This window comes from Pantoea sp. NPDC088449, from assembly GCF_044753225.1.
GTDB classification, from domain to species: domain Bacteria; phylum Pseudomonadota; class Gammaproteobacteria; order Enterobacterales; family Enterobacteriaceae; genus Pantoea; species Pantoea floridensis.
On sequence record NZ_JBIVMT010000003.1, the window covers coordinates 81,914 to 107,520 of the forward strand.

Here is a 25,607-nt window from a genome sequence, read left to right on the forward strand (position 1 = left end):
CGCGTGAATGCGCACCGATTTCACTTCCCGGCTAAAAACCGCCGATAAGCAGCGATCACTGCAAGGAAATCTTCCACCCCGCAAAACGACAGGCTCTCTTCGTCGTAATAGGTCATGCCCTCTTCCATGCCGTCATCGTCCAGCGCCAGCTGGTTGGCACGAATCATCACCTCTTCTTCATCGAGCCACAGCGTGTATTCATGCCCCACGCGCTGCCATTGATTAATGGTGCCTTTTACCTGCTGGGCAGCGGCCTCAACTTCATCCAGCAGCGGCAGATTGTCTTTGACCTCTTCGTTGAACCAGTGCCCCACGGCTTCGTGGTCCATCGACATACGCACTTTGACCTGACCGGTCAAATCACGCAGAAATTCATACTCCATGGGTTTGCCTCATACTGATGACGCGCCGTGCGGCACCGTCTTAGTGCATTTTGTGCGCAGCACGCTGAATAAAGTGGGATCGCGCTCGCATTATGCCTGGAGATGTCAGCGGAAAAAAGCGCATAAAAAAAGGGACGATTTTCATCGTCCCCTTGTTCATCCTGAAAACCGCTTAAACGGCAGTCTGGAAGATCACGCTATCCGCTTTGTCAGTGTATTGTCCCAGCTGATCAAAGTTGAGGTAACGGTAGGTGTCAGCGGCGGTCTTATCTACCTGCAGCATAAACTGTTGGTACTCGTCCGGCGTTGGCAGTTTACCGAGCAGTGAAGCTACCGCTGCCAGCTCAGCCGATGCGAGGAACACGTTAGCCCCGGTACCGAGACGGTTCGGGAAGTTACGGGTTGAGGTGGAAACCACCGTCGCGCCGTCCGCCACACGCGCCTGGTTACCCATGCACAGTGAACAGCCTGGAATCTCAATACGCGCACCACTCTTACCAAAGACGCTGTAGTAGCCCTCTTCGGTCAGCTGAGCGGCATCCATCTTGGTTGGCGGCGCAACCCACAGACGGGTTGGCAGCTGCCCTTTATGGGCATCCAGCAGTTTACCGGCTGCGCGGAAGTGACCAATGTTGGTCATGCACGAACCGATGAACACTTCGTCGATCTTCTCGCCCTGCACGTCAGACAACCAACGCGCATCGTCTGGATCGTTCGGTGCACACAGAATTGGCTCTTTGATCTCCGCCAGATCGATATCGATCACCGCAGCGTATTCGGCATCGGCATCACCTTCCAGCAGTTGCGGATTGGCCAGCCATTTCTGCATGCCCTCAACGCGGCGCTCCAGCGTACGGCGATCGCCGTAACCTTCAGAGATCATCCACTTCAGCAGCACAATGTTCGAGTTGAGGTACTCGATGATCGGCTCTTTATCCAGCTTGATGGTACAACCGGCAGCAGAACGCTCAGCAGAGGCATCCGTCAGCTCAAAGGCCTGCTCAACTTTCAGCTTCGGCAAGCCTTCGATTTCCAGCACGCGGCCAGAGAAGATGTTTTTCTTCCCTTTCTTCTCCACGGTCAGCAGACCCGCTTTGATGGCGTACAGCGGAATGGCATGGACCAGATCGCGCAGGGTGATGCCCGGCTGCATTTCGCCTTTGAAGCGCACCAGCACCGATTCTGGCATGTCGAGCGGCATCACGCCAGTGGCAGCAGCAAACGCCACCAGACCCGAACCTGCCGGGAAGGAAATGCCGATCGGGAAACGGGTATGCGAGTCACCGCCGGTACCAACGGTATCCGGCAGCAGCATGCGGTTCAGCCAGCTGTGGATAACGCCATCGCCCGGGCGCAGCGATACGCCGCCACGGTTCATGATGAAGTCAGGCAGCGTATGGTGCGTGGTAACGTCAACCGGCTTTGGATAGGCCGCGGTGTGACAGAATGACTGCATCACCAAATCGGCTGAGAAGCCAAGGCACGCCAGGTCTTTCAGTTCATCACGCGTCATTGGACCGGTGGTATCCTGAGAACCCACTGAGGTCATTTTCGGTTCGCAGTAAGCACCTGGACGGACACCTTCTACGCCGCACGCACGACCAACCATTTTCTGCGCCAGTGAGTAACCACGGGTGCTGGCAGCCACATCTTTGGCTTGCACAAACACATCGCTGTGCGGCAGCCCCAGTGATTCACGCGCTTTGGTGGTCAAGCCACGGCCGATGATCAGCGGAATACGACCGCCGGCACGAACTTCGTCCAGCAGCACGTCGGTCTTCAGTTCGAAGGTCGCCAGCACTTCATCGGTTTCATGATTACGTACTTCGCCTTTGTACGGGTACACGTCAATAACGTCGCCCATGTTCAGACGATCAACATCAAGTTCAATCGGCAGTGCGCCCGCATCTTCCATGGTGTTGAAGAAGATCGGTGCGATTTTACCGCCAAGGCACAGACCGCCGCCCTTTTTGTTCGGTACGTATGGGATATCGTCGCCCATAAACCACAACACCGAGTTGGTGGCGGATTTACGTGAAGAACCGGTACCCACTACGTCGCCGACATAGGTCAGCGGGAAGCCTTTGGTCTGCAGCGCTTCAATCTGTTTGATCGGGCCAATGTTGCCAGCATCATCGGGTTCGATGCCTTCACGGGCGTTTTTCAACATCGCCAGCGCGTGCAGTGGAATATCCGGACGTGACCATGCATCCGGCGCCGGAGAGAGGTCGTCGGTGTTGGTTTCGCCGGTCACTTTGAACACGGTAGTGGTGATTTTTTCAGCCAGTTTTGGACGCTTCAGGAACCATTCGGCATCGGCCCAGGACTGGATAATTTTTTTCGCGTGTGGGTTACCCGCTTTGGCTTTCTCTTCGACATCGTAGAAGTTATCGAACATCAGCAGCGTGTGGGACAGGGCTTCAGCAGCAATCGGTGCTAAGGCTTCATCATCAAGCGCTTCAATCAGCGCGTGGATGTTATAACCGCCCTGCATGGTGCCCAGCAGCTCAACGGCTTTTTCGCGAGTAACCAGAGGAGAGTGGGCTTCGCCCTTAGTGACAGCTGCCAGGAAACCGGCTTTAACATACGCCGCTTCATCAACACCTGGTGGAACACGGTTGACCAAAAGGTCGATAAGGAATTCTTCTTCACCCGCTGGCGGGTTTTTCAGCAGTTCAACCAGCGCGGCCATTTGGGAAGCATCTAACGGCTTAGGTACGATTCCCTGGGCAGCACGCTCGGCAACGTGCTTACGGTATTCTTCTAGCACGACGTTCTCCTCGCTCTCATTGTATAGCTTTCCGGCGCACCCCTGGATGCTGTCAAACAGTAGGGTGAGGTGCCCGGTTCCGCGAGGGGCAGCATAGCAGCATTTCGAACGATTGTTAATCTGTTTACAAAAAAGCAACATAAACCCGATATATCACTGCCTAACCTCCCTACGACCACTCAACTATAAGGCCTGACGGAGTAAGTCAGGGCTGAAAATCCATTACCTGAAGCTATTGCTCATTAAGAATGGATAGCTATGGTTAATGGAAAAAGCCTGGGAATTTAACAATCTCGTTAATCTATCCGGCTGCGTTAAGATCCCAGGGCTGATGAGGCGTTAATTGAATTTTGGTAGCCAGTGATAGGGTATTCTCAAATCCCATGGACGCGGCTTGCCATGAAAACAGCAAATACGCGTATTCATTGGTAGCTCTCCAGGTTTAGGATTTGCGGAATGCATGACATGCGCTTTAAAGCTGACGACTTGATCAAAAAAGACACTCTGCCATGCCGTAATCCCTTCCATTTCGCGCGAGATAAAACCCTGATCGCCCCAGCATTCTGGCGTGCTGCAGTGATTCATATGTTCTTCTGGATTTTTCAGGAAGGCAGACCATACGCGCGCTTTCGCCTCATGAGGGATAAACATTAACCCGCTGCCAAATTGTTGTGGATTATAAAAGTCTTTCAACATCATCGGGCGATGAACGCTGAGCATTCCCGTGATGTCGCCGGTAATGACCGTATCGAGATCAAGATAAAATATATCGTCGGGAATATCTGGACGGAAAAGTTCCATTTTCGCCCACCATCCCGGCCAATCATATTGAAGCGGAATAGTTTCAATTCCTTCAATATTTACATCAGAAAAACATACAATCCTATATCCTTTAGGTAACTGACGATGAAGCCAATGCACATGGCGAGCATTGTATTCACCACCACTGCGCAAAACCATTGCAATAATCATTATATATATCACTCATAATTAGGCTGAAGACTAAACCTGAAACACCACCCTCATCCTGAGGTTTGTTAGCAGCGTAAATCAAGACATGAACTTATCATTTCACATATGGATTTATTCAACGCATCTTAAGCGTTGATAAAAAAATACACATGACTGCATGAATCATTTGATTATTGTTATTTAGCAATAGGCATTCAAGATTATTTTGGGGGGAAGGAAAGGAATAATTATATGCCATCAGTAATGACTTATTAAGCTATCAGTTATTTCTTATTGCCCGGAAAGAACTTACTACATGCACCTGTTAATTCTAAAGCAATGCGTAACAATGCATAACGATTAAAAAAGTAATCCACCGAAAATATTATTATCGCTATTTTATGCATAAAAAAACGGCCGCTCTGGGCCGTTTTTTAGCAACAAGCTCACTTACGTAAGTTTATTTCTTTTTCGCTTTCGGATTCGGCAGGTCAGTGATGCTACCTTCGAACACTTCAGCCGCCAGGCCGACAGACTCATGCAGCGTTGGGTGCGCGTGAATGGTCAGCGCGATATCTTCGGCATCACAGCCCATTTCAATCGCCAGACCAATTTCACCCAGCAGCTCGCCGCCGTTGGTACCGACAATTGCGCCACCGATGACACGGTGCGTTTCTTTATCGAAGATCAGCTTGGTCATACCGTCGGCACAGTCAGAAGCGATCGCACGGCCTGAAGCTGCCCACGGGAAGGTGGACACTTCGTAGCTAATGCCTTTCTCTTTCGCTTCTTTCTCGGTCAGGCCAACCCAGGCAACTTCTGGCTCGGTGTAGGCGATAGATGGGATCACTTTCGGGTCGAAGTAGTGCTTGAGACCGGAGATCACTTCCGCCGCTACGTGGCCTTCGTGCACGCCTTTGTGCGCCAGCATTGGCTGACCCACGATGTCACCGATAGCATAGATGTGCGGTACGTTAGTGCGCATCTGCTTATCGACGCGGATGAAGCCGCGATCGTCCACTTCCACGCCCGCTTTACCGGCATCCAGGCCTTTACCGTTCGGTACGCGACCAATGGCCACCAGCACCGCGTCGTAACGCTGTGCATCGGCAGGTGCTTTTTTGCCTTCCATTGAAACGTAGATACCGTCGTCTTTCGCTTCAACCGCGGTGACTTTGGTTTCCAGCATCAGGTTGAATTTCTTGCTGATGCGTTTGGTGAACACTTTCACCACGTCTTTATCGGCAGCCGGAATCACCTGGTCGAACATCTCAACCACGTCGATCTCTGAACCCAGCGCTTTATAAACGGTGGCCATTTCCAGGCCGATGATGCCACCGCCCATAACCAGCAGACGCTTCGGCACTTCTTTCAGTTCCAGCGCATCGGTAGAGTCCCACACGCGCGGATCGTTGTGCGGAATAAATGGCAGTTCGATTGGACGAGAACCGGCCGCGATGATCGCGTTGTCGAAGTTGATGGTGGTGGCACCACCTTCACCTTCTACCACCAGCGTGTTCGCACCGGTGAATTTGCCGAGGCCAGTCACCACCTTCACTTTACGACCTTTCGCCATACCCGCGAGGCCGCCAGTGAGTTGGTTAATCACCTTCTCTTTCCAGCTACGAATTTTGTCGATGTCAGTTTGCGGCTGGCCAAACACGATACCGTGCTCTTCCAGGGCTTTTGCTTCGTCAATCACTTTGGCGACGTGCAGCAGCGCTTTTGACGGGATACAGCCTACGTTCAGACAAACACCGCCAAGGGTGCTGTAACGCTCAACGATTACGGTTTCCAGACCTAAATCAGCGCAACGGAAGGCTGCAGAGTAACCTGCAGGACCTGCCCCAAGTACCACGACTTGAGTTTTAATCTCTGTACTCATCATGACCTCTTGTTTGATTACCGGCAGTCAGGAGAAAGCTTTTCCCAAGCTCTAATGCCCTATATCCGCCGGGACATTTCACCGCGAGAGTTTACAGAATTGTTAACAAACTGCCAACCGCGGCAACATTGAATGCTTACAACAAGGCCGGCATTCGCCGGCCTTGATTAACTTCACATCACCAGACGGCGGATGTCGGACAGCGTGTTGTTGATGATGGTGATAAAGCGCGCACCATCAGCACCGTCGATCACGCGGTGGTCGAAGGAGAGTGAGATTGGCATCATCAGACGCGGCTCAAACTCTTTTCCGTTCCACACCGGCTCCATCGCTGACTTGGAAACACCGAGGATAGCCACTTCCGGCGCGTTAACGATCGGCGCGAAGTGCGTGGTACCCAGGCCACCAAGGCTGGAGATGGTGAAGCAACCGCCTTGCATATCGCCTGCCGTCAGCTTGCCATCACGCGCTTTCTTCGAAATCGCCATCAGCTCGCGAGACAGTTCAGTGATGCCTTTCTTGTTCACATCTTTGAACACCGGAACCACCAAACCGTTTGGCGTATCCACCGCCACACCGATGTTGATGTATTTCTTCAGCGTCAGTTTCTGTGCATCTTCAGACAGTGAACTATTGAAGCGTGGCATCTGCTCAAGCGCCGCAGCAACCGCTTTCATGATGAACACCACTGGCGTGAATTTCACATCCAGTTTACGTTTCTCCGCTTCAGCATTCTGCTGTTTGCGGAAGGCTTCCAGATCGGTGATGTCGGTTTTGTCGAAGTGCGTAACGTGCGGGATAACCACCCAGTTACGGCTCAGGTTGGCACCCGAGATTTTCTGGATACGACCCAGCTCCACTTCTTCGATTTCGCCGAACTTACTGAAGTCCACTTTCGGCCAAGGCAGCAGACCAGGCAGGCTTCCGCCGCTGGCTGCAGCAGCCGGAGCCGCTTCAGCGCGTTTCACCGCGTCTTTAACGTAAGACTGTACGTCTTCTTTCAGGATGCGACCTTTACGGCCGGTGCCTTTGACTTTCGCCAGGTTAACACCGAACTCGCGCGCCAGGCGACGAATCACCGGCGTTGCGTGCACGTAAGCATCGTTCTCAGCGAACTCGCCCTTAGCATCCGCTTTCGCAGGCGCTGGCGCGGCGGCAGGTTTGGCCGCTTCGGCTGCCGGAGCGGCTTCCTGCTTCGCTGCTGGAGCCGCAGCCGGTGCCGCGCCTTCCACTTCGAACACCATGATGAGTTTACCGGTGCTGACTTTATCGCCCGTTGCCACTTTCAACTCTTTCACGGTACCGGCGAACGGTGCAGGCACTTCCATTGACGCTTTGTCGCCTTCAACCACGATCAGTGATTGCTCAGCCGCCACTTTGTCGCCCACTTTCACCAGGATCTCGGTAACTTCAACTTCATCGCCACCAATGTCCGGCACGTTGACGTCTTTCGCGCCAGCGGCCGCAGGGGCTGCTGCTGGAGCCGCTTCCTGTTTGGCGGCTGGAGCCGCAGCAGGCGCTGCGCCTTCTGCGTCGAACACCATGATCAGTGAACCGGTATTCACTTTATCGCCGGTGGCGATTTTGATCTCTTTCACCACACCCGCGAACGGTGCAGGGACTTCCATCGAGGCTTTGTCGCCTTCAACGGTGATCAGTGACTGTTCAGCTTCAACTTTGTCGCCCACTTTCACCAGGATCTCGGTAACTTCAACTTCGTCGCCGCCGATGTCCGGTACGTTGACCTCTTTACTGACCGCAGCAGCGGCAGCAGCTGGAGCAGGAGCGGCTTCCGCTTTCTTCTCTTCTGCTGGCGCTGGCGCCGCTTCTGCGGCACCTTCTGCGTCAAAGATCATGATGAGTTTGCCGGTTTCCACTTTGTCACCGGTTGAAATTTTGATCTCTTTCACCACGCCGGCCTGCGGCGAAGGCACTTCCATTGAGGCTTTATCGCCTTCTACGGTGATCAGCGACTGTTCAGCTTCAACTTTGTCGCCCACCTTCACCAGAATTTCGGTGACTTCAACTTCGTCTGCCCCGATGTCCGGCACGTTAATTTCAATAGCCATTACTCTCTTACCTCTTAAGCCAGACGCGGGTTAACTTTATCGGCGTCGATGTTGAACTTGGTGATTGCTTCTGCCACCACTTTCTTATCGATTTCGCCGCGTTTAGCCAGCTCACCCAGCGCAGCCACAACCACATACGATGCATCCACTTCGAAGTGGTGACGCAGGTTTTCACGGCTGTCTGAACGACCGAAGCCGTCAGTTCCCAACACGCGATAATCGCTGGAAGGCACGTAGCTGCGAACCTGTTCTGCGAACAGCTTCATGTAGTCGGTTGATGCCACGGCCGGCGCTTCGTTCATCACCTGCGCGATGTACGGTACACGTGGCTCTTCGGTTGGGTGCAGCATGTTCCAGCGCTCGCAATCCTGGCCATCACGCGCCAGCTCGGTGAACGAGGTCACGCTGTAGACGTCAGAACCGATGCCGTAATCTTTCGCCAGAATCTGCGCGGCTTCACGCACGTGACGCAGGATAGAACCTGAGCCCAGCAGCTGTACTTTGCCTTTGCTACCGTCTACGGTTTCCAGCTTGTAGATACCCTTACGGATACCCTCTTCCGCACCCTGCGGCATCGCCGGCATGTGGTAGTTTTCGTTCAGCGTGGTGATGTAGTAGTAGATGTTTTCCTGCGCTTCGCCATACATACGCACCAGGCCATCTTGCATGATGACCGCCACTTCGTACGCGTAAGACGGATCGTAAGAGATACAGTTTGGAATAGTCAGCGACTGAATGTGGCTGTGACCATCTTCGTGCTGCAGACCTTCGCCGTTCAGCGTGGTACGACCGGAGGTGCCGCCGACGAGGAAGCCGCGCGCCTGCTGGTCGCCCGCCAACCACATCAGATCGCCGATGCGCTGGAAGCCGAACATCGAGTAATAGATGTAGAACGGAATCATCGGCAGGTTGTTGGTGCTGTAAGAGGTCGCCGCCGCCAGCCAGGATGAACCTGCGCCCAGCTCGTTGATCCCTTCCTGCAGAATCTGGCCTTTCTCGTCTTCTTTATAGTAAGCAACCTGCTCGCGGTCCTGCGGGGTATACTGCTGACCGTTCGGGCTGTAGATACCAATCTGACGGAACAGACCTTCCATCCCGAAGGTACGGGCTTCGTCCGCGAGGATCGGAACCAGACGATCTTTGATCGACTTGTTCTTCAGCATCACGTTCAGAGCACGCACAAAGGCGATGGTGGTAGAGATCTCTTTGTTCTGCTCTTCCAGCAGCGGACGGAACTCTTCCAGCGTTGGCATTTCCAGCTTCTCGCTGAACTGCGCCTGACGCGTTGGCAGATAGCCGCCCAACTTCTCACGCTGACCGTGCAGATAGTTGTACTCTTCAGAGCCTTTTTCGAAGGTCACGTACGGCAGCTCTTCGATTTTCTCGTCAGCAACCGGCACGTTGAAGCGATCGCGGATGTAGCGAACGCCATCCATGTTCATCTTCTTAACCTGGTGCGCGATGTTTTTACCTTCGGCAGTGTCACCCATACCATAGCCTTTAATGGTATGCGCCAGAATCAGCGTTGGCTGACCTTTGGTTTCCTGCGCTTTTTTCAGTGCTGCATAGACTTTCTTCGGATCGTGGCCGCCGCGGTTCAGGGCGAAGATCTCTTCGTCTGACCAGTCTTTCACCAGCGCGGCAGTTTCCGGATATTTACCGAAGAAGTGCTCACGCACGTAGGCGCCGTCACGGGATTTGAAGGTCTGGTAATCGCCGTCAACGGTTTCGTTCATCAGCTGAATCAGCTTGCCGCTGGTGTCCTGACGCAGCAGCTCATCCCAACGACCGCCCCAGATCACTTTGATCACGTTCCAGCCAGCACCGGCAAAGATGCCTTCCAGCTCGTTGATGATCTTGCCGTTACCGGTGACCGGGCCATCCAGACGCTGCAGGTTACAGTTGATGATGAACACCAGGTTGTCCAGCTTCTCACGGGTAGCGATGGTGATCGCACCTTTGGATTCCGGCTCATCCATCTCGCCATCACCAAGGAAGGCATAAACGGTTTGGGCTGAGGTGTCTTTCAGACCGCGGTGCTCCAGATACTTCAGGAATTTCGCCTGATAGATCGCCGACAGCGGGCCCAGGCCCATAGAAACGGTCGGGAACTGCCAGAAGTCTGGCATCAGTTTCGGGTGCGGATAAGACGACAGGCCGTTGCCATGCACTTCCTGACGGAAGTTGTTCATCTGCTCTTCAGTCAGACGACCTTCAAGGAACGCACGTGCGTAGATGCCTGGAGAGATATGACCCTGGAAGTAAACCAGATCGCCACCGTCTTTGTCGCTACGCGCGCGGAAGAAGTGGTTGAAGCACACTTCATAAATGGTCGCGGAAGACTGGAAGGAGGACATATGGCCACCCAACTCCAGATCTTTCTTCGACGCACGCAGCACCGACATGATGGCGTTCCAACGAATTGCGGAACGGATACGACGTTCAAGAGAGGTGTTGCCCGGGTATTCCGGCTCATCTTCAACAGCAATAGAGTTAATGTAGTTGCTGATTGCAGAGGAACCTGCGGCAACTTTCACGCCACCTTTGCGTGCTGCACTCATTACCTGATCAATCAGATACTGCGCGCGCTCAACACCTTCTTCACGGATGACCGATTCGATCGCTTGTAGCCAATCACGAGTTTCGATCGGATCCACGTCATTCTGTAAACGTTCTGACATGGGGTGTATTCCTTATCTGTGTCTAATACGTTGAAATTATCAGGAGCCTGTCTGCTTGTGCTTTGCTTCTGGTTCACAGCACAAGAAGACAGGCCCGTCGTGTTTTCCGCACGTTCGTTGCCGTGCGTTATTCCTTACGTTGCTGTAAACGACGCAGGGAGCGTTCACGACGACTCTGCTCCCGACTTCTATCCAGCAAGATTTCCTCAATGAACGCCAGGTGACGATGAGAGGCCTCGCGTGCTTGTTCTGGCTCACGAGCCACAATCGCCTCGTAAATACTGGCGCGGTGACCGCTCACTTTCGCCAGCATTTCCCGGCGAGCGTAGAGCAATTCAAAATTCTGGCGGACGTTTTGTTCCAGCATAGGGCCCATGGAACGCAGCAAATGCAGAAGCACCACATTATGGGCTGCTTCTGTGACAGCGATCTGATACTTCATCACCGCATCAGCTTCGGCGTCGAGATCGCCGCTGTCCTGTGCCTGCTGAATATGAACATGGCAGTCGCGGATGCGCTGCAGATCTTCATCGGTACCCCGTAGCGCCGCGTAGTAGGCAGCAACACCTTCCAGCGCATGGCGGGTTTCCAGCAGGTCAAACTGAGATTCTGGATGTTCGGCAAGCAGACCGACCAGCGGGTCGCTCAGGCTTTGCCAGAGATTTTTCTGGACGAAGGTGCCACCGCCCTGACGGCGCATCAGCAGGCCTTTGGCTTCCAGGCTCTGAATCGCTTCGCGCAAGGATGGACGTGAGACATCAAACTGTTTCGCCAGTTCGCGCTCGGGGAGCAGTTTTTCACCCGGCTGGAGCGTCCCTTCCATAATCAGGGATTCCAGCTGCTGCTCAATCGCATCGGAGAGCTTGGGTTGGCGAATTTTACTGTAAGCCATCTTCCCTTCTTATGAGCCAAACGTCCGGAGTAAATTGGTAATACCAATTGAAAAATAGTGCCCGTAAAGTAACAAAGTATTCACCTTGTGTCTATATGGTCGCGGTCACACTTCAGGGGAAGAATGCTGTGGGAATGCGCTAACTTACCGGCATAAAGCAAGAAATTTCCTAGGTGAGGTAAATGTTAATAAATTGCACTTTTACCAAACCTTACACTGAGTTAGCACCTTCATCATGGCTGAGATATAAGGGAAAGCTATTCGTGTTTTCGCCAGGTTCGTGGCAGAAATAATTTGCGCAGTGCCCAGAGGATGCTGCTGCTTTTTCAGTCATCTCTCAGCACAAAAAGCAAAAGCAGGTGCAAAGCGGCGCGCTTATCACTATTCTGGACGCCTTGGTAGCTCACGCATGCACACAGCACGCCAGATACCGTAAAGAAAAGAGTACATTAGGATAAACAGCCTTACAGTGCGCGCACTGCAGGTGCACAATAACAACATCACGAGGTTTGTATGGAACAACAGCATGGCGACACGCTGCATCGCGGCTTAAAGAATCGCCATATTCAGCTGATTGCGCTGGGCGGAGCCGTAGGTACTGGCCTGTTTCTGGGCAGCGCATCAGTGATTAAATCGGCCGGTCCTGCCGTTATTCTCGGCTACGCGATTGCCGGTTTTATTGCCTTTCTGATTATGCGCCAACTGGGTGAGATGGTCGTTGAAGAGCCGGTTGCCGGTAGCTTCAGTCACTTCGCCTACAAATACTGGGGCAACTTCGCCGGTTTCGCCTCAGGCTGGAACTACTGGGTGCTGTACGTGCTGGTTGCCATGGCTGAATTGACCGCCGTCGGCAAATACGTGCAGTTCTGGTGGCCAGACTTCCCCACCTGGGCCACGGCTGCCATCTTCTTTGTGCTGATCAACGCCATCAACCTGACTAACGTAAAAGTCTTTGGTGAGATGGAGTTCTGGTTCGCCATTATTAAAGTCGTCGCCGTTATCGGCATGATTCTGTTTGGCGGTTGGCTGCTGTTCAGCGGCAACGGCGGCCCGCAGGCCAGCGTAAGCAACCTATGGAATCAGGGTGGCTTCCTGCCGCACGGCATGACCGGACTGGTCATGATGATGGCGATCATTATGTTTTCGTTTGGCGGCCTTGAGCTGGTGGGCATCACCGCCGCCGAAGCCGACAATCCAGAAGAGAGCATTCCCAAAGCCACGAACCAGGTGCTGTGGCGTATCCTGATTTTCTATATCGGCTCACTGGCCGTGCTGCTGTCACTGCTGCCGTGGACGCGCGTAACCGCCGATACCAGCCCGTTCGTACTGATTTTCCATGAGCTGGGCGATGCCTTTGTGGCGAATGCGCTAAACGTGGTGATCCTGACGGCGGCGCTGTCGGTCTATAACAGCTGTGTTTACTGCAACAGCCGCATGCTGTTCGGTCTGGCACAGCAGGGCAACGCGCCTAAAGCATTGCTGAAAGTAGATAGTCGCGGCGTGCCGGTGGCAACGATTCTGGTCTCTGCCGTCGCGACGGCCCTCTGCGTACTGATTAACTATCTGATGCCTGGCGAAGCCTTCGGCTTGCTGATGGCGCTGGTGGTATCTGCGCTGGTAATCAACTGGGCGATGATCAGCCTTGCGCACCTGAAATTCCGTAAGAAGAAAGATCAGCAGGGTGTCACCACGCGCTTTAAAGCGGTGCTGTATCCGCTGGGTAACTGGGTTTGCCTGATCTTCCTCGCGGGCGTTCTGGTGATTATGCTGATGACGCCTGGCATGGCGATTTCGGTATGGCTGATTCCGGTCTGGCTGGTGATCCTGGGTATCGGCTACACCATCAAAAACAAACTGCAAAAAGCTTAATGTTTCTCTCTGCCCGGCACGCCGCTGCCGGGCAGTTCCACCGATCTGGCTCACACTTTTCCCCGCCCGCGCGTTTTGTCCATCTACCTAACCATTTGCTCCCCAGCAGATTACTGATTTAGCACAGATAATTCCTGCTCATCTTGTCGCTGGAGACGATCAATGAAAGGAGCAGCCCTCTCGTTCCGGGAGAAACTGGGGTATGGCATGGGTGATGCCGGATGCAACATGATTGGCGGTGCTATCATGTTATTCCTCAACTATTTCTACACTGATGTGTTTGGATTAGCGCCGGCGCTGGTCGGCACGCTGTTGCTTTCGGTGCGCGTACTGGATGCCGTCACCGATCCGATCATGGGCGCGATTGCTGACCGCACGCAAAGCCGCTGGGGCCGTTTCCGCCCGTGGCTGCTGTGGATTTCCGTGCCTTACGTGCTGTTCAGCGTCTTGATGTTTACCACGCCGGACTGGAGCTATGACAACAAAGTTATCTGGGCATTTGTCACCTACTTCCTCATGTCGCTGACCTATACCGCCATCAATATTCCTTACTGCTCGCTGGGCGGTGTGATTACCAACGATCCCGGCGAACGCGTGTCGTGCCAGTCGTATCGCTTTGTGATGGTGGGCGTCGCCACGCTTATTCTTTCGCTTTCGCTGCTGCCGATGGCCGAATGGTTTGGCGGCGACAACAAAGCGCGTGGCTATCAGTTGGCGATGAGCGTGCTGGCGCTGATTGGCCTGGCGATGTTCCTGTTCTGCTTTGCTACCGTGCGTGAACGCATTCGGCCTGCGGCGCCAAGCAACGATGATTTGAAACAGGACCTGCGCGATGTCTGGAAAAACGATCAGTGGGTGCGTATTTTGCTGCTGACCTTCTGCAACGTTTGCCCTGGCTTTATTCGCATGGCTGCCACCATGTATTACGTTACCTGGGTGATGGGGCAGTCGACGCACTTCGCCACGCTGTTTATCAGTCTTGGTGTTATTGGCATGATGTTCGGCAGCACGTTGGCGAAAATCCTTACCGATCGCTGGTGCAAGCTGAAAGTGTTTTTCTGGACCAATATTGCGCTGGCGCTGTTCTCCTGCGGTTTCTACTGGATCGATCCGCACGCCACCGCGGCGGTGGTCATCGCCTATTTCCTGCTGAATATCCTGCATCAGATTCCATCACCGCTGCACTGGTCGCTGATGGCCGACGTGGATGATTACGGTGAATGGAAAACCGGCAAACGCATCACCGGGATGAGCTTCTCCGGCAATCTGTTCTTCCTTAAAGTCGGGCTGGCGGTGGCGGGTGCGATGGTTGGTTTCCTGCTGTCGATTTATGGCTACGATGCCGGTGCCAAACAGCAAGCGCCCAGCGCCATTAACGGCATTATGCTGCTGTTTACCATGATTCCGGGCGTGGGTTATCTGATTACCGCTGGCGTGGTGCGCCTGATGAAAGTGGATCGCCAACTGATGCGTACCATCCAGGCCGATCTGGCGCTACGCCGTGCCCATTCACCTCACCTATCCCCTGTCGTGTCCTCAGCGACTTCGCAACCTGGAGAGATCAAATGAGCTGGCCCAACCCTTTTATTACCCAACGCGCCGATCCCTTTATTCTGCGCCATGCGGATGGCTACTATTTTATCGCCTCGGTGCCAGAGTATGACCGGCTGGAGATTCGCTTTGCGCCCACGCTGGCTGGCCTCATTGATGCGCAAGCCGTTACCGTATGGCATAAACCGGATACCGGTCCGTTCAGCGCGTTGATTTGGGCACCGGAGCTGCATCACATTAATGGGCAATGGGTAATCTATTTTGCTGCGGCGCCCACGCGTGAGATCAAGGACGGTCTGTTCCAGCACCGCATGTATGCGCTGGTGTGCAATGATGCCGATCCGCTCAGTGGCAACTGGCAGCCCTGCCGCCGCGTACATACGCCCATTGACTCCTTCGCTCTGGATGCCACCTACTTCGCACACCAGGGTAAACACTGGTATCTCTGGGCGCAGAAAGATCCGGCCATTCCCGGCAACTCTAATCTCTATCTCGCCGAGTTACTCAATCCGTGGACGTTGAAAAGTGCGCCTGTGATGCTGAGCCGTCCTGAATATGAGTGGGAGTGCGCGGGATTTAGCGTCAATGAAGGACCGGCGGTGATTCAGCACGGCGATAAGCTGTTTGTCACCTATTCCGCCAGTGCGACCGATGAAAATTACTGCCTGGGCATTTTAAGCATCGATATATTGGCCGATCCGCTCAACCTCAGCGCCTGGCGCAAATCGGCGCGGCCGGTATTTGCTACCAGTTGGGATAATCAACAATACGGGCCGGGGCATAACAGCTTTACGGTGGATGAAGCAGGAAGAGATGTGCTGGTGTATCACGCACGTAATTACACCGAAATTGAAGGCGATCCGCTGTGGGATCCAAATCGTCATACGCGATTGAAATACTTCCATTGGCGCGAAGACGGCACACCCGATTTCGGTGTGCCGCCGGCCGATCACACCAGCGTGCCGTAAATGGTCAACAGCGCCACCACCACCACCAGCACTAAGGAAATGCGTTTTGCCAACGCCACCGCAATACGTGGCGTTTCCACCTTATCCATATGCGGATCGCGCGCCAGTGAGAACTGCGCCAGGCTGGTCAGCACCTGATACTGTGGGCGATGCAGATCGCCCAAGGCGGCAAACCAGGCTGGCAGCGCGCGCTCGCCGTGTCCAAGGAGCGCGTAAGCTACGCCGGCCAGCCGCACAGGAACCCAGTCAAGCAGGTGCAGCAGGCGATCAACCCCGGACTGCGAGCGTTCCAGCGGCGAATGATGTCTTGCCAGCCAGCTCTGCCAGGCACGCAGAAATGCATAACCCACCAGAAGTACCGGACCATAAGGACCACCGACCACAAACCAAAACATCGGCGCAAGATAGTAGCGGAAGTTAATCCAAATCAGCGCATTCTGCAGTTCACGCAAGAACTCACGCTCACTGCACTCCACCGGCACGCCGTGAATCAGCGTCAGCTCAGCGGCCATCGCCTTGTGCGCAGCTTCATCATCATGGCTCGCGGCCTTGAGATAGCGGTGATAATGCAAGCGTACCGAGCCCGCACCGATACACAGCAACCCCACGACAATCCAGAACAGCAATTGCGCCACACCAAACAGAATACCTTTTAGGCTCCACACCACCAGCCAGACAATCAGCATCGCGATGACGGTCATGACGACTGTGCGCAACAACGAAAAGCGCTGGCGTCCACGGAACAGAGCCTCAAGCCGATGATCCAGCTGCCAATGTTCACCTAACTTAAAAAGGCGCTCCCAACCTAAAACTAATAACAAGCTAAACAACGTCATACCTGCTCCTGCTGTCTCAGGGATTCTTTTGCCTGATGGACTCTCTATAGCGCAACCAGTCAAAAGCGGGACCGGGATCCGTTTTTCGCGCTGGTGCTATATCGCTGTGACCGGTGATGCGCGCGGGCGTCAGCGGATAATGCTGTAATAACAACGATGTCACCTGCTGTAAGGTGGCATATTGCGCGTCGGTAAAGGGCAACGTATCGGTGCCCTCCAGTTCGATGCCTATCGAAAAATCGTTGCAGCCCTCGCGCCCTTCAAACTGCGACACCCCAGCATGCCACGCACGCTGGTCAAAAGAGACATATTGCACCAGCTCGCCATCGCGGCGAATCAAACAGTGCGCTGCCACGCGTAGATGGGCGATATCGGCAAAATAGGGATGTGCATCGGCAGGTAGCGTGCCGGTAAACAGCCGATCGATCCACGGCCCACCAAATTCACCCGGCGGCAAGCTGATGTTGTGAATCACTAACAGCGAGGGAACTTCATCATTCGGACGCTGATTAAAGTGCGGTGAAGGTACTTTGCGTGCGCTGGTAATCCAGCCCTCTTCCAGTTTCATGCCGTTAAATCCTAAGCAAAATCAGGCTGAGAATAACATGTTTCAGACTTGGGGCTTGCGACTTAATGCGCCCGCCCATGTGAGTTCAGGATACTAAACATTTCATTGGTGATAACTGGCAATAGATGATAAATCACGCTAAGGTGAGCGCACGAAATTTCGTCTTGTAGAGTGGTAAAACCATGGCAACGCGTCGTTACGATCCCGATCAACGCCATCAGGCATTGATTAAACGAATTGAACAGGACATCCCCGAAGCCGTATCCCGCGCGCTTCAGGAGGATTTAGGGGGTGAAATTGATGCCGACCGTGATATCACCGCGTTGCTGCTCCCCGCAGAGAAACAGGCTGTGGCACAAGTCATCACACGTGAGCCCGGTGTTTTTTGTGGTAAACGCTGGGTGGAAGAAGTGTTTATTCAACTGGGCAACAAAGTAACGATAAATTGGCAAGTTGAAGATGGCCAGGCCCTCGTTGCCGATCAACCGCTATTTGAGCTTACCGGCCCGGCGCGCCTGCTTCTAACGGCTGAACGTACCGCACTTAATTTCGTGCAAACGCTGTCAGGCGTTGCCACCGAAGTCAGTCGCTATGTCACCCTGCTGCAAGGCAGCGAAACCCAACTGCTTGATACGCGCAAAACATTGCCTGGCCTGCGCACGGCATTGAAATATGCGGTGCTGTGCGGTGGCGGTAATAATCATCGTTTAGGTTTGTCGGATGCTTTTTTGATCAAAGAGAACCACATTATTGCCAGCGGTTCGGTGCGCAACGCAGTAGAAAAAGCGCTGTGGCTTTCACCCGATGTGCCGGTAGAAGTTGAGGTTGAATCCATCGCCGAGCTACAGGATGCCATTGATGCAGGTGCAGATATCATCATGCTGGATAACTTCAGCCTTGAAATGATGCACGCAGCGGTGGTGCTAACCAATAAGCGCGCGTTGCTCGAAGTCTCCGGTAATGTGACGGAAACTACCCTGCCGCACATTGCGCAGACGGGTGTCGACTATGTTTCGGTTGGTGCGCTGACCAAACATGTGCACGCGCTGGATCTATCGATGCGCTTCCGCGAGTTGTGATTTCCTCTCTCCGCCGCCTTAGTCGTGCGGCGGATTTGCGTGATGACTTCCACATTTCTGCTTTCTCACCTGCAATTCTGACGATTCTTTGCGCGTCGCTTTCCAACCTCGCGCAAACCTGACTTCCGCTTTGGCTCCCCCTTTTCTACCGTAGCGGCTCCACAACAAGGAGCCTTACCATGGAAAGACAACGCGGCTTTACCCTCATCGAACTAATGATTGTGATTGGCATCGTCGCCATTCTTAGCGCCATCGGTTTACCGGCCTACCAAAATTATCTGCAACGCGCAGCGCTCACCGACATGCTGCAAACCATGGTGCCCTACAAAACCGCGGTAGAACTCTGTGCCATTGAGCGTGGCGGCCCCGCCCAATGCCAGGCAGGACAACGCGGTATTCCTGCGGCTAAGGGTTCGCGCTATGTGGCAACGCTTAGCGTGGTTAATGGCACGATAACCCTTACTGGGCAGGAGAGTCTTACCGGGCTGGCGGTTGAAATGACACCAAACTGGAACGCCACCGATGGCACCTTAAGCTGGCAGCGTACCTGCACCAGCGATAACAGCAGCCTGCGTGATAGCTGCCTCGAACAGTTCCGCTTTGCTGACAAGGATGCCAAATGATGGACAATGCTAATGCTGCACTGCAAGCGTTGTGCGCACGCTATCAGGCGGTGATTTTGCATCACGATGCCACGCAACTTCGCGTGGCAGTGGCTGAGACACCCGATCCGCTGCTGCTGGAGGCCCTGCGATTCGCTAGCCAATGCAACGTCGATATTGAGTGCTGGCCTGCAGCGCGAATTGAGCAATTGTTACACGAACCTGAGCCCGATGCGGCCCCTCGCGAGCATGCCAATGCGGAATCGGCGATTAACGCGGTGGATCAAATACTGCGCCAGGCCATTCAGCGCCGTGCGTCTGATGTCCATTTCGAACCGCAGCGGCATGGATTGCGTGTGCGCCTGCGCATTGATGGTGTGCTGCACAAATTGCCGCAGCCCGCGGAAGCCCAGCCGGCTGCAATACTGGCGCGCCTGAAAATCCTCGGTGGACTGGATATTGCCGAAAGACGTCTGCCGCAGGATGGGCAATTTACCCTTGAGATGGATGGCAAACTGGCGGCTTTCCGCCTCTCAACGCTGCCGATTAGCCACGGCGAAAAAGCCGTGGTGCGGCTACTGCAAAGTGAGAATAGCGCCATCACGCTCGATAAACTGGGCATGCCAGCCATACAGTTGCGGCTGCTGAAAAGCGCGTTGGCAAAACCTCAGGGGTTGATATTGGTTACCGGCCCTACCGGCAGCGGCAAAACTTTCACGCTCTACAGCGGGTTAAGCGCACTTAACGTGCCCGAAAAAAATATATGCAGCGTTGAAGACCCAGTCGAAATTCCGCTGGAGGGGATCAATCAAACGCAGATACAACCGCGTAGCGGACTCGATTTTAATCGTGTGCTGCGCGCGCTGCTGCGCCAGGATCCTGATGTGATTATGGTAGGAGAAATCCGGGATGCCGAGACCGCAAGTATTGCCGTCAAGGCAGCACAAACCGGCCACCTGGTGCTCTCCACGCTGCATACCAACTCAACCGCTGAAACACTCACGCGCCTGCGGCAGATGGATATTCCCGGTTATCTGCTGGGCCCCGCGTTGCAACTGGTGGTAGCGCAGCGGCTGGTCAGACGCCTGTGCGTGCATTGTCGTCAGCCAGGACAAGCCATCGCTCATTTACCCACAGAACTCTGGCCAGGCACGCTGCAAACCTGGCGAGCACCCGGTTGCGATCACTGCTTTTCGGGTTATTACGGGCGGCTGGCGCTGTTTGAAATACTGCCCGTTACCAGCAAATTGCAAAATGCGATTTCGGCCGATATGCCGCTGGAGCATCTGCTGGCGCTAGCCAATGAGCAGGGAATGAAAACGCTGCTGGCTGCAGGACTGGAGGCGGTGAGCCGAGGCGAAACCTCCTTTGAAGAGATGCAGCGCGTGGTAGGGCTAGGCGATGGCTAATCTTTATCATTTCCGCTGGCAGGCACTTGATACGATGGGCGCGCTGCAGGAGGGGGAATCGCTTAGCGTCAGCCAGGATGCGCTGCTTAATCAACTCTCCGATCGCGGTATGCTGCCGGTGAGCTGGCAGCGTGGTAAATGCTGGCGCACGCGTGACTGGAAGTGGCAGCAGAAGATCGATCTGGTACGACAGCTGGCCACTCTCCTTAAAGCCGGTTTACCGTTGGCAGAGAGCCTGATACTGCTGGCGGAAGGCCATCCACATAGCGGTTGGCGGGTACTACTGAAAGGATTACAGCGGCGGGTCATCGCGGGAGAACCCTTCTCGCAGGCCCTGCAGGAGTGGCCGCAAATCTTTCCGCCGCTGTTTCCCGCGCTGATGCAAGTGGGTGAGTTAACAGGACAACTCGACGAATGCTGTCGCCAGCTGGCTCAGCAGCAGAGTAAGCAACAATACCTAAGGCAAAAAGTCGTGAAGGCGCTGCGCTATCCCTTATTTATCTTATTGGTGGCGCTCGCGGTCAGTGCCGGCATGCTGCTGTTCGTCCTGCCGGAGTTTGTCTCGGTGTATGCCAGCTTTGATGCACCGTTGCCCGCATTTACCGTCGCCGTGATGTCGCTATCGGCGCTGTTGCAGCAAGCCGCACTTCCGCTGTCGCTGATATGTGCGACTGTGCTGGGGACTGCGCAGCAAATATATCGGCGTTCAGTGCCCTGGCAAAAGCGCACGCATCAATGGCTGCTACGTATGCCGCTACTCTCTCCGCTGTGGCGCGGCGGACAACTCAGCCAGATTTACGCCATCCTGCAACTCACGCAGCAATCAGGTTTAACCTTGCTGCAAAGCCTGCAGGCGGTTGAGGTTACGCTGGTGTCTCGTCTATGGCGTGATGCGATTGTTCAGTTGCAACAGCACATTGCTGCGGGTGCTCCGCTCTATCAGGCTCTTCAGCAACATCTGCTCTTTACGCCACTTTGCGCACAGCTGATTAGAGTGGGTGAGGAGGCAGGTGCGCTGGATGTGATGCTTGCGCGTTTAGCAGAATGGCATGAAGCACAAACGCTGGCGCGTGCAGACGCTTTGGCTGCCTCGCTGGAACCGATGATGATGGTGGTGATTGGCGGGATTGTTGGCACGCTAGTCATTGCGATGTATCTGCCGGTATTTGGCTTAGGGGATGCGATTCGTTAACGGGCACGCGCAGTGCGCGCCCGCTATTTCTGCTTAACGCGTAAACACGCGGTTTTCCTGTTCTGCTACGCGGATAAAGGTGGTGCGCTTAGTCAGCTCTTTCAAACGCTCTGCGCCCACATAGGTACAGGCTGAACGCAAACCACCGAGGATATCCTTTACGGTATCTTCAACCGGGCCACGCAACGGCAAGCGCACAGTTTTACCTTCAGCTGCACGGTATTGCGCCACGCCGCCGACATGGCGCTTCATCGCAGATTCGGAGCTCATGCCGTAGAACAACATAAACTTCTCGCCCTGATCCTCAACGATGGTGCCTTCACACTCGTCGTGCGCCGCAAGCATTCCGCCGAGCATGGTGAAATCTGCACCGCCACCGAACGCTTTGGCAATATCGCCAGGAACCGAACATCCGCCATCGCTGACAATTTGTCCACCCAAGCCGTGCGCAGCATCGGCGCACTCAATAACAGCGGAAAGCTGAGGATAGCCAACACCGGTTTTCACTCGCGTGGTGCATACCGAGCCGGGGCCAATCCCGACTTTAACGATATCTGCACCAGACAAAATAAGCTCTTCTACCATCTCGCCGGTCACCACGTTTCCTGCGCAGATAGTCTTGCCTGGGAAGCTTTCACGTACCCGCAGCAGAAATTGGACGAAGTGCTCAGAATAGCCATTGGCCACATCAATACAGATAAAATTAAGCTGCGGCGATAACGCCAGAATCGCAGACAACTTTGTGAAATCTGATTCTGATGTACCGGAGGAAACCATCACATAGTTCAGCACCGTTGACGGGACACGCTGCACAAACGCTTGCCAGGCCTCGACGCTATAATGCTTGTGCACCGCGGTGAGGAGGTTAAAACTGGCGAGAGCTTCAGCCATGGTGAATGTGCCAACGGTATCCATATTGGCGGCAATAATCGGTATGCCACTCCAGCTTAAGCCAGAATGTTTAAAGGTGAAGGTGCGTTCCAGTTCAACCTCAGAACGACTTTTCAGGGTGGAGCGTTTTGGGCGGATCAACACATCCTTGAAACCCAGTTTTAAATCTTCTTCAATACGCATAGCTGATTGTCCTGGTTGGTGACGACGAACCGCAGTTCGGGTAGCACTCACGGCTCCAGTGTCGTTATCATACGCGCCATTCGTTCCGCGACAAGACTGCGAATTTCACTTTATTTAGGCTACAATCCCTTAAATTTAGCTGAGAAAAATGATTGTGATCCTGCTCTCATCTTGCTGCGGTCAATGGCTGCTCACGATTTAAATTTTTGCGAGAACGCTATGCCTTATACCGTTGCGCTCACCGGTGGCATCGGCAGTGGTAAAACCACGATCGCCAATGCTTTCGCCGCGCTAGGCGTTGATATCATTGACGCTGACGTCATTGCCAGAGAAGTGGTTGAACCTGGAACGCCGGCGCTAAAGGCGATTGTTCAACGCCACGGAGATGCCATCCTTACGGCTGAAGGCACACTCTATCGTGCTCGCCTGCGCGAAATTATTTTCCAGCAGCCGCAAGAAAAAAACTGGCTCAATCATTTGCTCCATCCGCTTATTAACGCCCGCACGCAGCAGCTAAAGTTACTGGCCGCTTCACCCTATGTTCTTTGGGTGGTACCGCTGTTGGTGGAAAACGGCCTACAGCACCAGGCCGATCGGGTATTAGTTGTTGATGTGGATGCGGAGACGCAGTTGCAGCGTACACAACAGCGCGATGGCATTTCATTGAGTCAGGCGAAGAATATTCTTGCCGCACAGGCCAGCCGTGAACAGCGCCTCGCCTGTGCGGATGACATCATTGATAACAGCGGTAAGCCTGAACAGGCTCTACTGCGCGTTGCTGAACTCCATCAGTGCTATTTACGCCTGGCAGCAACCGGAAAGGATTAACATCATGAGTACAGTTGTTCTCTTTGAACACCCCCTAAACGAGAAGATGCGTACCTGGTTACGCGTCGAATATCTGATCGACCAGCTGCATGAAACCGTACCCGTAGATGGATCGGTCTCGGCACTTGGCGTTTTTCGTACCCTTAGCGACCTACTGGATATTTTTGAACGCGGTGATATGCGCACTGAACTGCTGAAAGAGCTTGAGCGTCAGCAGCAGAAATTACGCGCCTGGCTGGATGTGCCCGGCGTTGACGAGCTGCGCGTCGATAACTTACGTCTGCAGCTGAAGCAATTTTCGAGCGAGTTAATGGCGGCACCTCGTATGGGCCAACAGTTACGCGAGGATCGCCTGATTGCGCTGGTGCGGCAGCGTCTAAGCATTCCCGGCGGCTGCTGTAGTTTTGATCTGCCGAGCCTGCATATCTGGCTGCATCAGGAACAATCCGTACGTGATGTGCAGGTTAATGGCTGGCTTGAGTCATTGAATCCGTTGCGTAACAGTTTGACGATGATCCTCGATTTGGTTCGTCAGTCCGGCGTTTTTCGTCATCAAACCAGCCTCAATGGGTTTTATCAAGACAACGCCGAAGGCTCTGACCTATTGCGTCTGCAGTTAACCTTGGAAGATGCCTTGTACCCGCAAGTCTCGGGCCATAAAAGCCGCTATGCGATTCGTTTTCTACCGCTAGACAGTGAACGCGGAGAAGTGCCAGCCCGACTGAATTTTGAATTAGCTTGTTGCTAGAGGACGTTATGCCGGAAGAGATTATTACCGTACCTTGCCCTAATTGCCGCAGAGATGTGATCTGGGATGAGTTGAGCCCGTGGCGGCCATTTTGCAGTAAACGTTGCCAGTTGATTGATTTAGGTGAGTGGGCTGCGGAAGAAAAACGCATTCCCAGCAGCGGTGACCTGACGGACAGCGATGACTGGAGCGAAGAGCAGCAGTAACAAAAAAGTAAGGGGCCAGCAGCCCCTTAACTTAAATCTCGCCGGCTACTAGACGACCTATCAGCTCATGGTTTGCCGGAGGAAATTCATCCGCAACCAAATCCTGCTGTTCAACCCAGCGTTGTGGCTGCCCTTCTCGTCCATAAGGTTCACCGTTCCAACCCTCTACCAGGAAGAAATGCAGCGTAACGCGCAGATCGTCATAACTGTGATCGGCCTGGCCAATCGCAGTAGCCGCAGTGACTTCAATGCCGGTTTCTTCCATTAATTCACGTTTTAACGCCTGCTCAGCAGTTTCATCTTGTTCGATTTTTCCACCAGGAAACTCCCATTTATTAGCCATGTAGGAGCTTGCCGCGCGCTGAGCCAGAAAGATTTGACCATCTGTATTGCGAATGATGCCCACCGCAACCTGCAGGTGTTTCATAAGCTGGATTCCGCTTTTAATAAGTGAGCGCAAAGTGTAAATCAGATGCTAAGCGATGTTAACCCGCGAAGGGGAAGTGGCGTCTGGTGTCGCACAAAACTCGCGTATTGAGACAGGTCGTAATGATCCTGACCGGGAATGTTGGGAATACTCGCTGCTTCTCTCTTCTGCTAAACCCGATTACCTATGGAATTCGAAGATACAACGCTGCTGGAGCAAAACAGACCTGAACATCCCCACGCTCTACGTCATTTGGCATTTCACGATGTGTTGACGTTAGACAGCACGCAAAACACCTTAACCTGGTGGCCTGACCATAAAATCATCCCGCTAAATGAAGCGCAAAAGCGTTTTCTCTCCTGCCTGTTGCTGCGCATCACCTCTAAACATCAGATCATTGCCACTGTATGGAATGAAAGCTATCCGAGCATCAGTGATAATAATTACCATCAGCTGCTCTTTCAAAGCAGAGCATTGTTTAAGCGCTTTGGCTTGCCGGATGGGCTGCTTATTACTCTGCCCTACCACGGCGTACGATTAAACGAAGAGAAACTGATCGCTTTTACGCAGAGATTCTCATAACGCGATAGCAAAGAAAAAGGAGCCCTGAGGCTCCTTT

The 25,607-nt window shown here is 53.8% G+C and carries 22 protein-coding genes; 11 read left to right on the forward strand and 11 right to left on the reverse strand.

All coding sequences use genetic code 11. The annotated features are described in order from the left end of the window. Positions 1 to 20: 20 nt before the first annotated feature. The 7 genes from yacL to pdhR form a co-directional block, all read right to left on the reverse strand. A complete protein-coding gene (gene yacL / locus ACIP6T_RS14935; RefSeq protein WP_400457981.1) occupies positions 21 to 383 on the reverse strand; it encodes a protein YacL in 363 nt (120 codons plus the stop codon). A gap of 172 nt (positions 384 to 555) precedes the next feature. Continuing rightward, positions 556 to 3,153: a bifunctional aconitate hydratase 2/2-methylisocitrate dehydratase gene (acnB, locus tag ACIP6T_RS14940; RefSeq protein ID WP_097094913.1), complete on the reverse strand. Its 2,598-nt coding sequence runs from the start codon at positions 3,151 to 3,153 to the stop codon at positions 556 to 558. Positions 3,154 to 3,492: 339 nt separating this feature from the next. Further along, entirely contained in the window at positions 3,493 to 4,125 is a 633-nt protein-coding gene (locus tag ACIP6T_RS14945; RefSeq protein WP_400457982.1) for a hypothetical protein, read from the reverse strand. Positions 4,126 to 4,564: 439 nt separating this feature from the next. Beyond that, positions 4,565 to 5,989 carry a dihydrolipoyl dehydrogenase gene (lpdA, locus tag ACIP6T_RS14950; RefSeq protein WP_008108560.1) on the reverse strand — a complete coding sequence of 475 codons (1,425 nt, stop codon included), beginning with the start codon at positions 5,987 to 5,989 and terminating at the stop codon, positions 4,565 to 4,567. A gap of 173 nt (positions 5,990 to 6,162) precedes the next feature. Continuing rightward, on the reverse strand, positions 6,163 to 8,058 hold the full coding sequence (gene aceF, locus ACIP6T_RS14955; RefSeq protein ID WP_345827258.1) for a pyruvate dehydrogenase complex dihydrolipoyllysine-residue acetyltransferase: 1,896 nt from the start codon (positions 8,056 to 8,058) through the stop codon (positions 6,163 to 6,165). 14 nt (positions 8,059 to 8,072) lie between these two features. Further along, a complete protein-coding gene (gene aceE / locus ACIP6T_RS14960) occupies positions 8,073 to 10,739 on the reverse strand; it encodes a pyruvate dehydrogenase (acetyl-transferring), homodimeric type (RefSeq protein WP_097094916.1) in 2,667 nt (888 codons plus the stop codon). A 127-nt stretch (positions 10,740 to 10,866) separates the two neighbouring features. Then, on the reverse strand, positions 10,867 to 11,631 hold the full coding sequence (gene pdhR / locus ACIP6T_RS14965) for a pyruvate dehydrogenase complex transcriptional repressor PdhR (RefSeq protein WP_097094917.1): 765 nt from the start codon (positions 11,629 to 11,631) through the stop codon (positions 10,867 to 10,869). Positions 11,632 to 12,144: 513 nt separating this feature from the next. On the opposite strand from pdhR, the gene aroP reads away from it, so the two are divergent. The 3 genes from aroP to ACIP6T_RS14980 all read left to right on the forward strand — a co-directional run bounded on the left by aroP (position 12,145) and on the right by ACIP6T_RS14980 (position 16,019). Further along, positions 12,145 to 13,500, forward strand: a complete 1,356-nt coding sequence (aroP, locus tag ACIP6T_RS14970; RefSeq protein WP_097094918.1) for an aromatic amino acid transporter AroP — start codon at positions 12,145 to 12,147, stop codon at positions 13,498 to 13,500. Between the two features lie 162 nt (positions 13,501 to 13,662). Beyond that, complete coding sequence (locus tag ACIP6T_RS14975; protein ID WP_400457983.1) at positions 13,663 to 15,069, forward strand: glycoside-pentoside-hexuronide (GPH):cation symporter; 1,407 nt, start codon at positions 13,663 to 13,665, stop codon at positions 15,067 to 15,069. Then, entirely contained in the window at positions 15,066 to 16,019 is a 954-nt protein-coding gene (locus ACIP6T_RS14980; protein ID WP_097094920.1) for a family 43 glycosylhydrolase, read from the forward strand. Before ACIP6T_RS14975 ends, ACIP6T_RS14980 begins: the two co-directional genes overlap by 4 nt. Here ACIP6T_RS14980 and ampE read toward each other — a convergent pair. Together ampE and ampD are read right to left on the reverse strand one after the other, a co-directional pair. Beyond that, entirely contained in the window at positions 16,001 to 16,855 is an 855-nt protein-coding gene (gene ampE, locus ACIP6T_RS14985; protein ID WP_400457984.1) for a beta-lactamase regulator AmpE, read from the reverse strand. The two genes, ACIP6T_RS14980 and ampE, sit on opposite strands and share 19 nt — an antisense overlap. A 16-nt stretch (positions 16,856 to 16,871) precedes the next feature. After that, positions 16,872 to 17,423: a 1,6-anhydro-N-acetylmuramyl-L-alanine amidase AmpD gene (gene ampD, locus ACIP6T_RS14990; RefSeq protein WP_400457985.1), complete on the reverse strand. Its 552-nt coding sequence runs from the start codon at positions 17,421 to 17,423 to the stop codon at positions 16,872 to 16,874. 182 nt (positions 17,424 to 17,605) lie between these two features. On the opposite strand from ampD, the gene nadC reads away from it, so the two are divergent. The 4 genes from nadC (at position 17,606) to hofC (ending at position 21,705) form a co-directional block, all read left to right on the forward strand. Further along, on the forward strand, positions 17,606 to 18,502 hold the full coding sequence (gene nadC, locus ACIP6T_RS14995) for a carboxylating nicotinate-nucleotide diphosphorylase (RefSeq protein ID WP_400457986.1): 897 nt from the start codon (positions 17,606 to 17,608) through the stop codon (positions 18,500 to 18,502). A gap of 179 nt (positions 18,503 to 18,681) precedes the next feature. Further along, positions 18,682 to 19,125, forward strand: a complete 444-nt coding sequence (gene ppdD / locus ACIP6T_RS15000) for a prepilin peptidase-dependent pilin (protein ID WP_097094924.1) — start codon at positions 18,682 to 18,684, stop codon at positions 19,123 to 19,125. Beyond that, positions 19,125 to 20,513 carry a type II secretion system protein GspE gene (gene gspE, locus ACIP6T_RS15005; RefSeq protein ID WP_400458196.1) on the forward strand — a complete coding sequence of 463 codons (1,389 nt, stop codon included), beginning with the start codon at positions 19,125 to 19,127 and terminating at the stop codon, positions 20,511 to 20,513. Before ppdD ends, gspE begins: the two co-directional genes overlap by 1 nt. Then, positions 20,506 to 21,705 carry a protein transport protein HofC gene (hofC, locus tag ACIP6T_RS15010; RefSeq protein ID WP_400457987.1) on the forward strand — a complete coding sequence of 400 codons (1,200 nt, stop codon included), beginning with the start codon at positions 20,506 to 20,508 and terminating at the stop codon, positions 21,703 to 21,705. Before gspE ends, hofC begins: the two co-directional genes overlap by 8 nt. Positions 21,706 to 21,738: 33 nt before the next feature. On the opposite strand, the gene ACIP6T_RS15015 is transcribed toward hofC, so the two are convergent. Beyond that, positions 21,739 to 22,779 (reverse strand): GMP reductase, encoded by a 1,041-nt coding sequence (locus ACIP6T_RS15015; RefSeq protein ID WP_345827266.1) that lies wholly within the window; start codon positions 22,777 to 22,779, stop codon positions 21,739 to 21,741. Positions 22,780 to 22,998: 219 nt separating this feature from the next. Between ACIP6T_RS15015 and coaE the strand changes: the two genes are divergently transcribed. Genes coaE through yacG form a run of 3 tightly spaced genes read left to right on the forward strand, consistent with a single transcriptional unit; the run spans position 22,999 to position 24,561 of the window. After that, positions 22,999 to 23,607, forward strand: coding sequence for a dephospho-CoA kinase (coaE, locus tag ACIP6T_RS15020; protein WP_097097596.1), 609 nt, complete (start codon positions 22,999 to 23,001; stop codon positions 23,605 to 23,607). A gap of 4 nt (positions 23,608 to 23,611) precedes the next feature. Continuing rightward, positions 23,612 to 24,355 (forward strand): cell division protein ZapD, encoded by a 744-nt coding sequence (gene zapD / locus ACIP6T_RS15025; protein ID WP_097094927.1) that lies wholly within the window; start codon positions 23,612 to 23,614, stop codon positions 24,353 to 24,355. 8 nt (positions 24,356 to 24,363) lie between these two features. Continuing rightward, on the forward strand, positions 24,364 to 24,561 hold the full coding sequence (gene yacG, locus ACIP6T_RS15030; RefSeq protein WP_097094928.1) for a DNA gyrase inhibitor YacG: 198 nt from the start codon (positions 24,364 to 24,366) through the stop codon (positions 24,559 to 24,561). A 31-nt stretch (positions 24,562 to 24,592) separates the two neighbouring features. Here the strand turns inward: yacG and mutT are convergent, their stop codons facing one another. Then, positions 24,593 to 24,988, reverse strand: coding sequence for an 8-oxo-dGTP diphosphatase MutT (gene mutT / locus ACIP6T_RS15035; protein ID WP_097094929.1), 396 nt, complete (start codon positions 24,986 to 24,988; stop codon positions 24,593 to 24,595). A 186-nt stretch (positions 24,989 to 25,174) separates the two neighbouring features. Between mutT and ACIP6T_RS15040 the strand changes: the two genes are divergently transcribed. Further along, entirely contained in the window at positions 25,175 to 25,570 is a 396-nt protein-coding gene (locus ACIP6T_RS15040; protein WP_400457988.1) for a transcriptional regulator, read from the forward strand. Positions 25,571 to 25,607: the final 37 nt, after the last annotated feature.

What these genes read in the sequence shown, in the direction of transcription:
- ACIP6T_RS15040 (WP_400457988.1), top strand. Translation starts at nt 25,175, where the DNA reads ATGGAATTCGAAGATACAACGCTGCTGGAGCAAAACAGACCTGAACAT.
- ampE (WP_400457984.1), bottom strand. Translation starts at nt 16,855, where the DNA reads ATGACGTTGTTTAGCTTGTTATTAGTTTTAGGTTGGGAGCGCCTTTTT.
- nadC (WP_400457986.1), top strand. Translation starts at nt 17,606, where the DNA reads ATGGCAACGCGTCGTTACGATCCCGATCAACGCCATCAGGCATTGATT.
- ACIP6T_RS14975 (WP_400457983.1), top strand. Translation starts at nt 13,663, where the DNA reads ATGAAAGGAGCAGCCCTCTCGTTCCGGGAGAAACTGGGGTATGGCATG.
- ACIP6T_RS15015 (WP_345827266.1), bottom strand. Translation starts at nt 22,779, where the DNA reads ATGCGTATTGAAGAAGATTTAAAACTGGGTTTCAAGGATGTGTTGATC.
- mutT (WP_097094929.1), bottom strand. Translation starts at nt 24,988, where the DNA reads ATGAAACACCTGCAGGTTGCGGTGGGCATCATTCGCAATACAGATGGT.
- yacG (WP_097094928.1), top strand. Translation starts at nt 24,364, where the DNA reads ATGCCGGAAGAGATTATTACCGTACCTTGCCCTAATTGCCGCAGAGAT.
- aceE (WP_097094916.1), bottom strand. Translation starts at nt 10,739, where the DNA reads ATGTCAGAACGTTTACAGAATGACGTGGATCCGATCGAAACTCGTGAT.
- gspE (WP_400458196.1), top strand. Translation starts at nt 19,125, where the DNA reads ATGGACAATGCTAATGCTGCACTGCAAGCGTTGTGCGCACGCTATCAG.
- ACIP6T_RS14945 (WP_400457982.1), bottom strand. Translation starts at nt 4,125, where the DNA reads ATGATTATTGCAATGGTTTTGCGCAGTGGTGGTGAATACAATGCTCGC.
- yacL (WP_400457981.1), bottom strand. Translation starts at nt 383, where the DNA reads ATGGAGTATGAATTTCTGCGTGATTTGACCGGTCAGGTCAAAGTGCGT.
- lpdA (WP_008108560.1), bottom strand. Translation starts at nt 5,989, where the DNA reads ATGAGTACAGAGATTAAAACTCAAGTCGTGGTACTTGGGGCAGGTCCT.
- coaE (WP_097097596.1), top strand. Translation starts at nt 22,999, where the DNA reads ATGCCTTATACCGTTGCGCTCACCGGTGGCATCGGCAGTGGTAAAACC.
- zapD (WP_097094927.1), top strand. Translation starts at nt 23,612, where the DNA reads ATGAGTACAGTTGTTCTCTTTGAACACCCCCTAAACGAGAAGATGCGT.
- ppdD (WP_097094924.1), top strand. Translation starts at nt 18,682, where the DNA reads ATGGAAAGACAACGCGGCTTTACCCTCATCGAACTAATGATTGTGATT.
- pdhR (WP_097094917.1), bottom strand. Translation starts at nt 11,631, where the DNA reads ATGGCTTACAGTAAAATTCGCCAACCCAAGCTCTCCGATGCGATTGAG.
- aceF (WP_345827258.1), bottom strand. Translation starts at nt 8,058, where the DNA reads ATGGCTATTGAAATTAACGTGCCGGACATCGGGGCAGACGAAGTTGAA.
- aroP (WP_097094918.1), top strand. Translation starts at nt 12,145, where the DNA reads ATGGAACAACAGCATGGCGACACGCTGCATCGCGGCTTAAAGAATCGC.
- ampD (WP_400457985.1), bottom strand. Translation starts at nt 17,423, where the DNA reads ATGAAACTGGAAGAGGGCTGGATTACCAGCGCACGCAAAGTACCTTCA.
- ACIP6T_RS14980 (WP_097094920.1), top strand. Translation starts at nt 15,066, where the DNA reads ATGAGCTGGCCCAACCCTTTTATTACCCAACGCGCCGATCCCTTTATT.
- hofC (WP_400457987.1), top strand. Translation starts at nt 20,506, where the DNA reads ATGGCTAATCTTTATCATTTCCGCTGGCAGGCACTTGATACGATGGGC.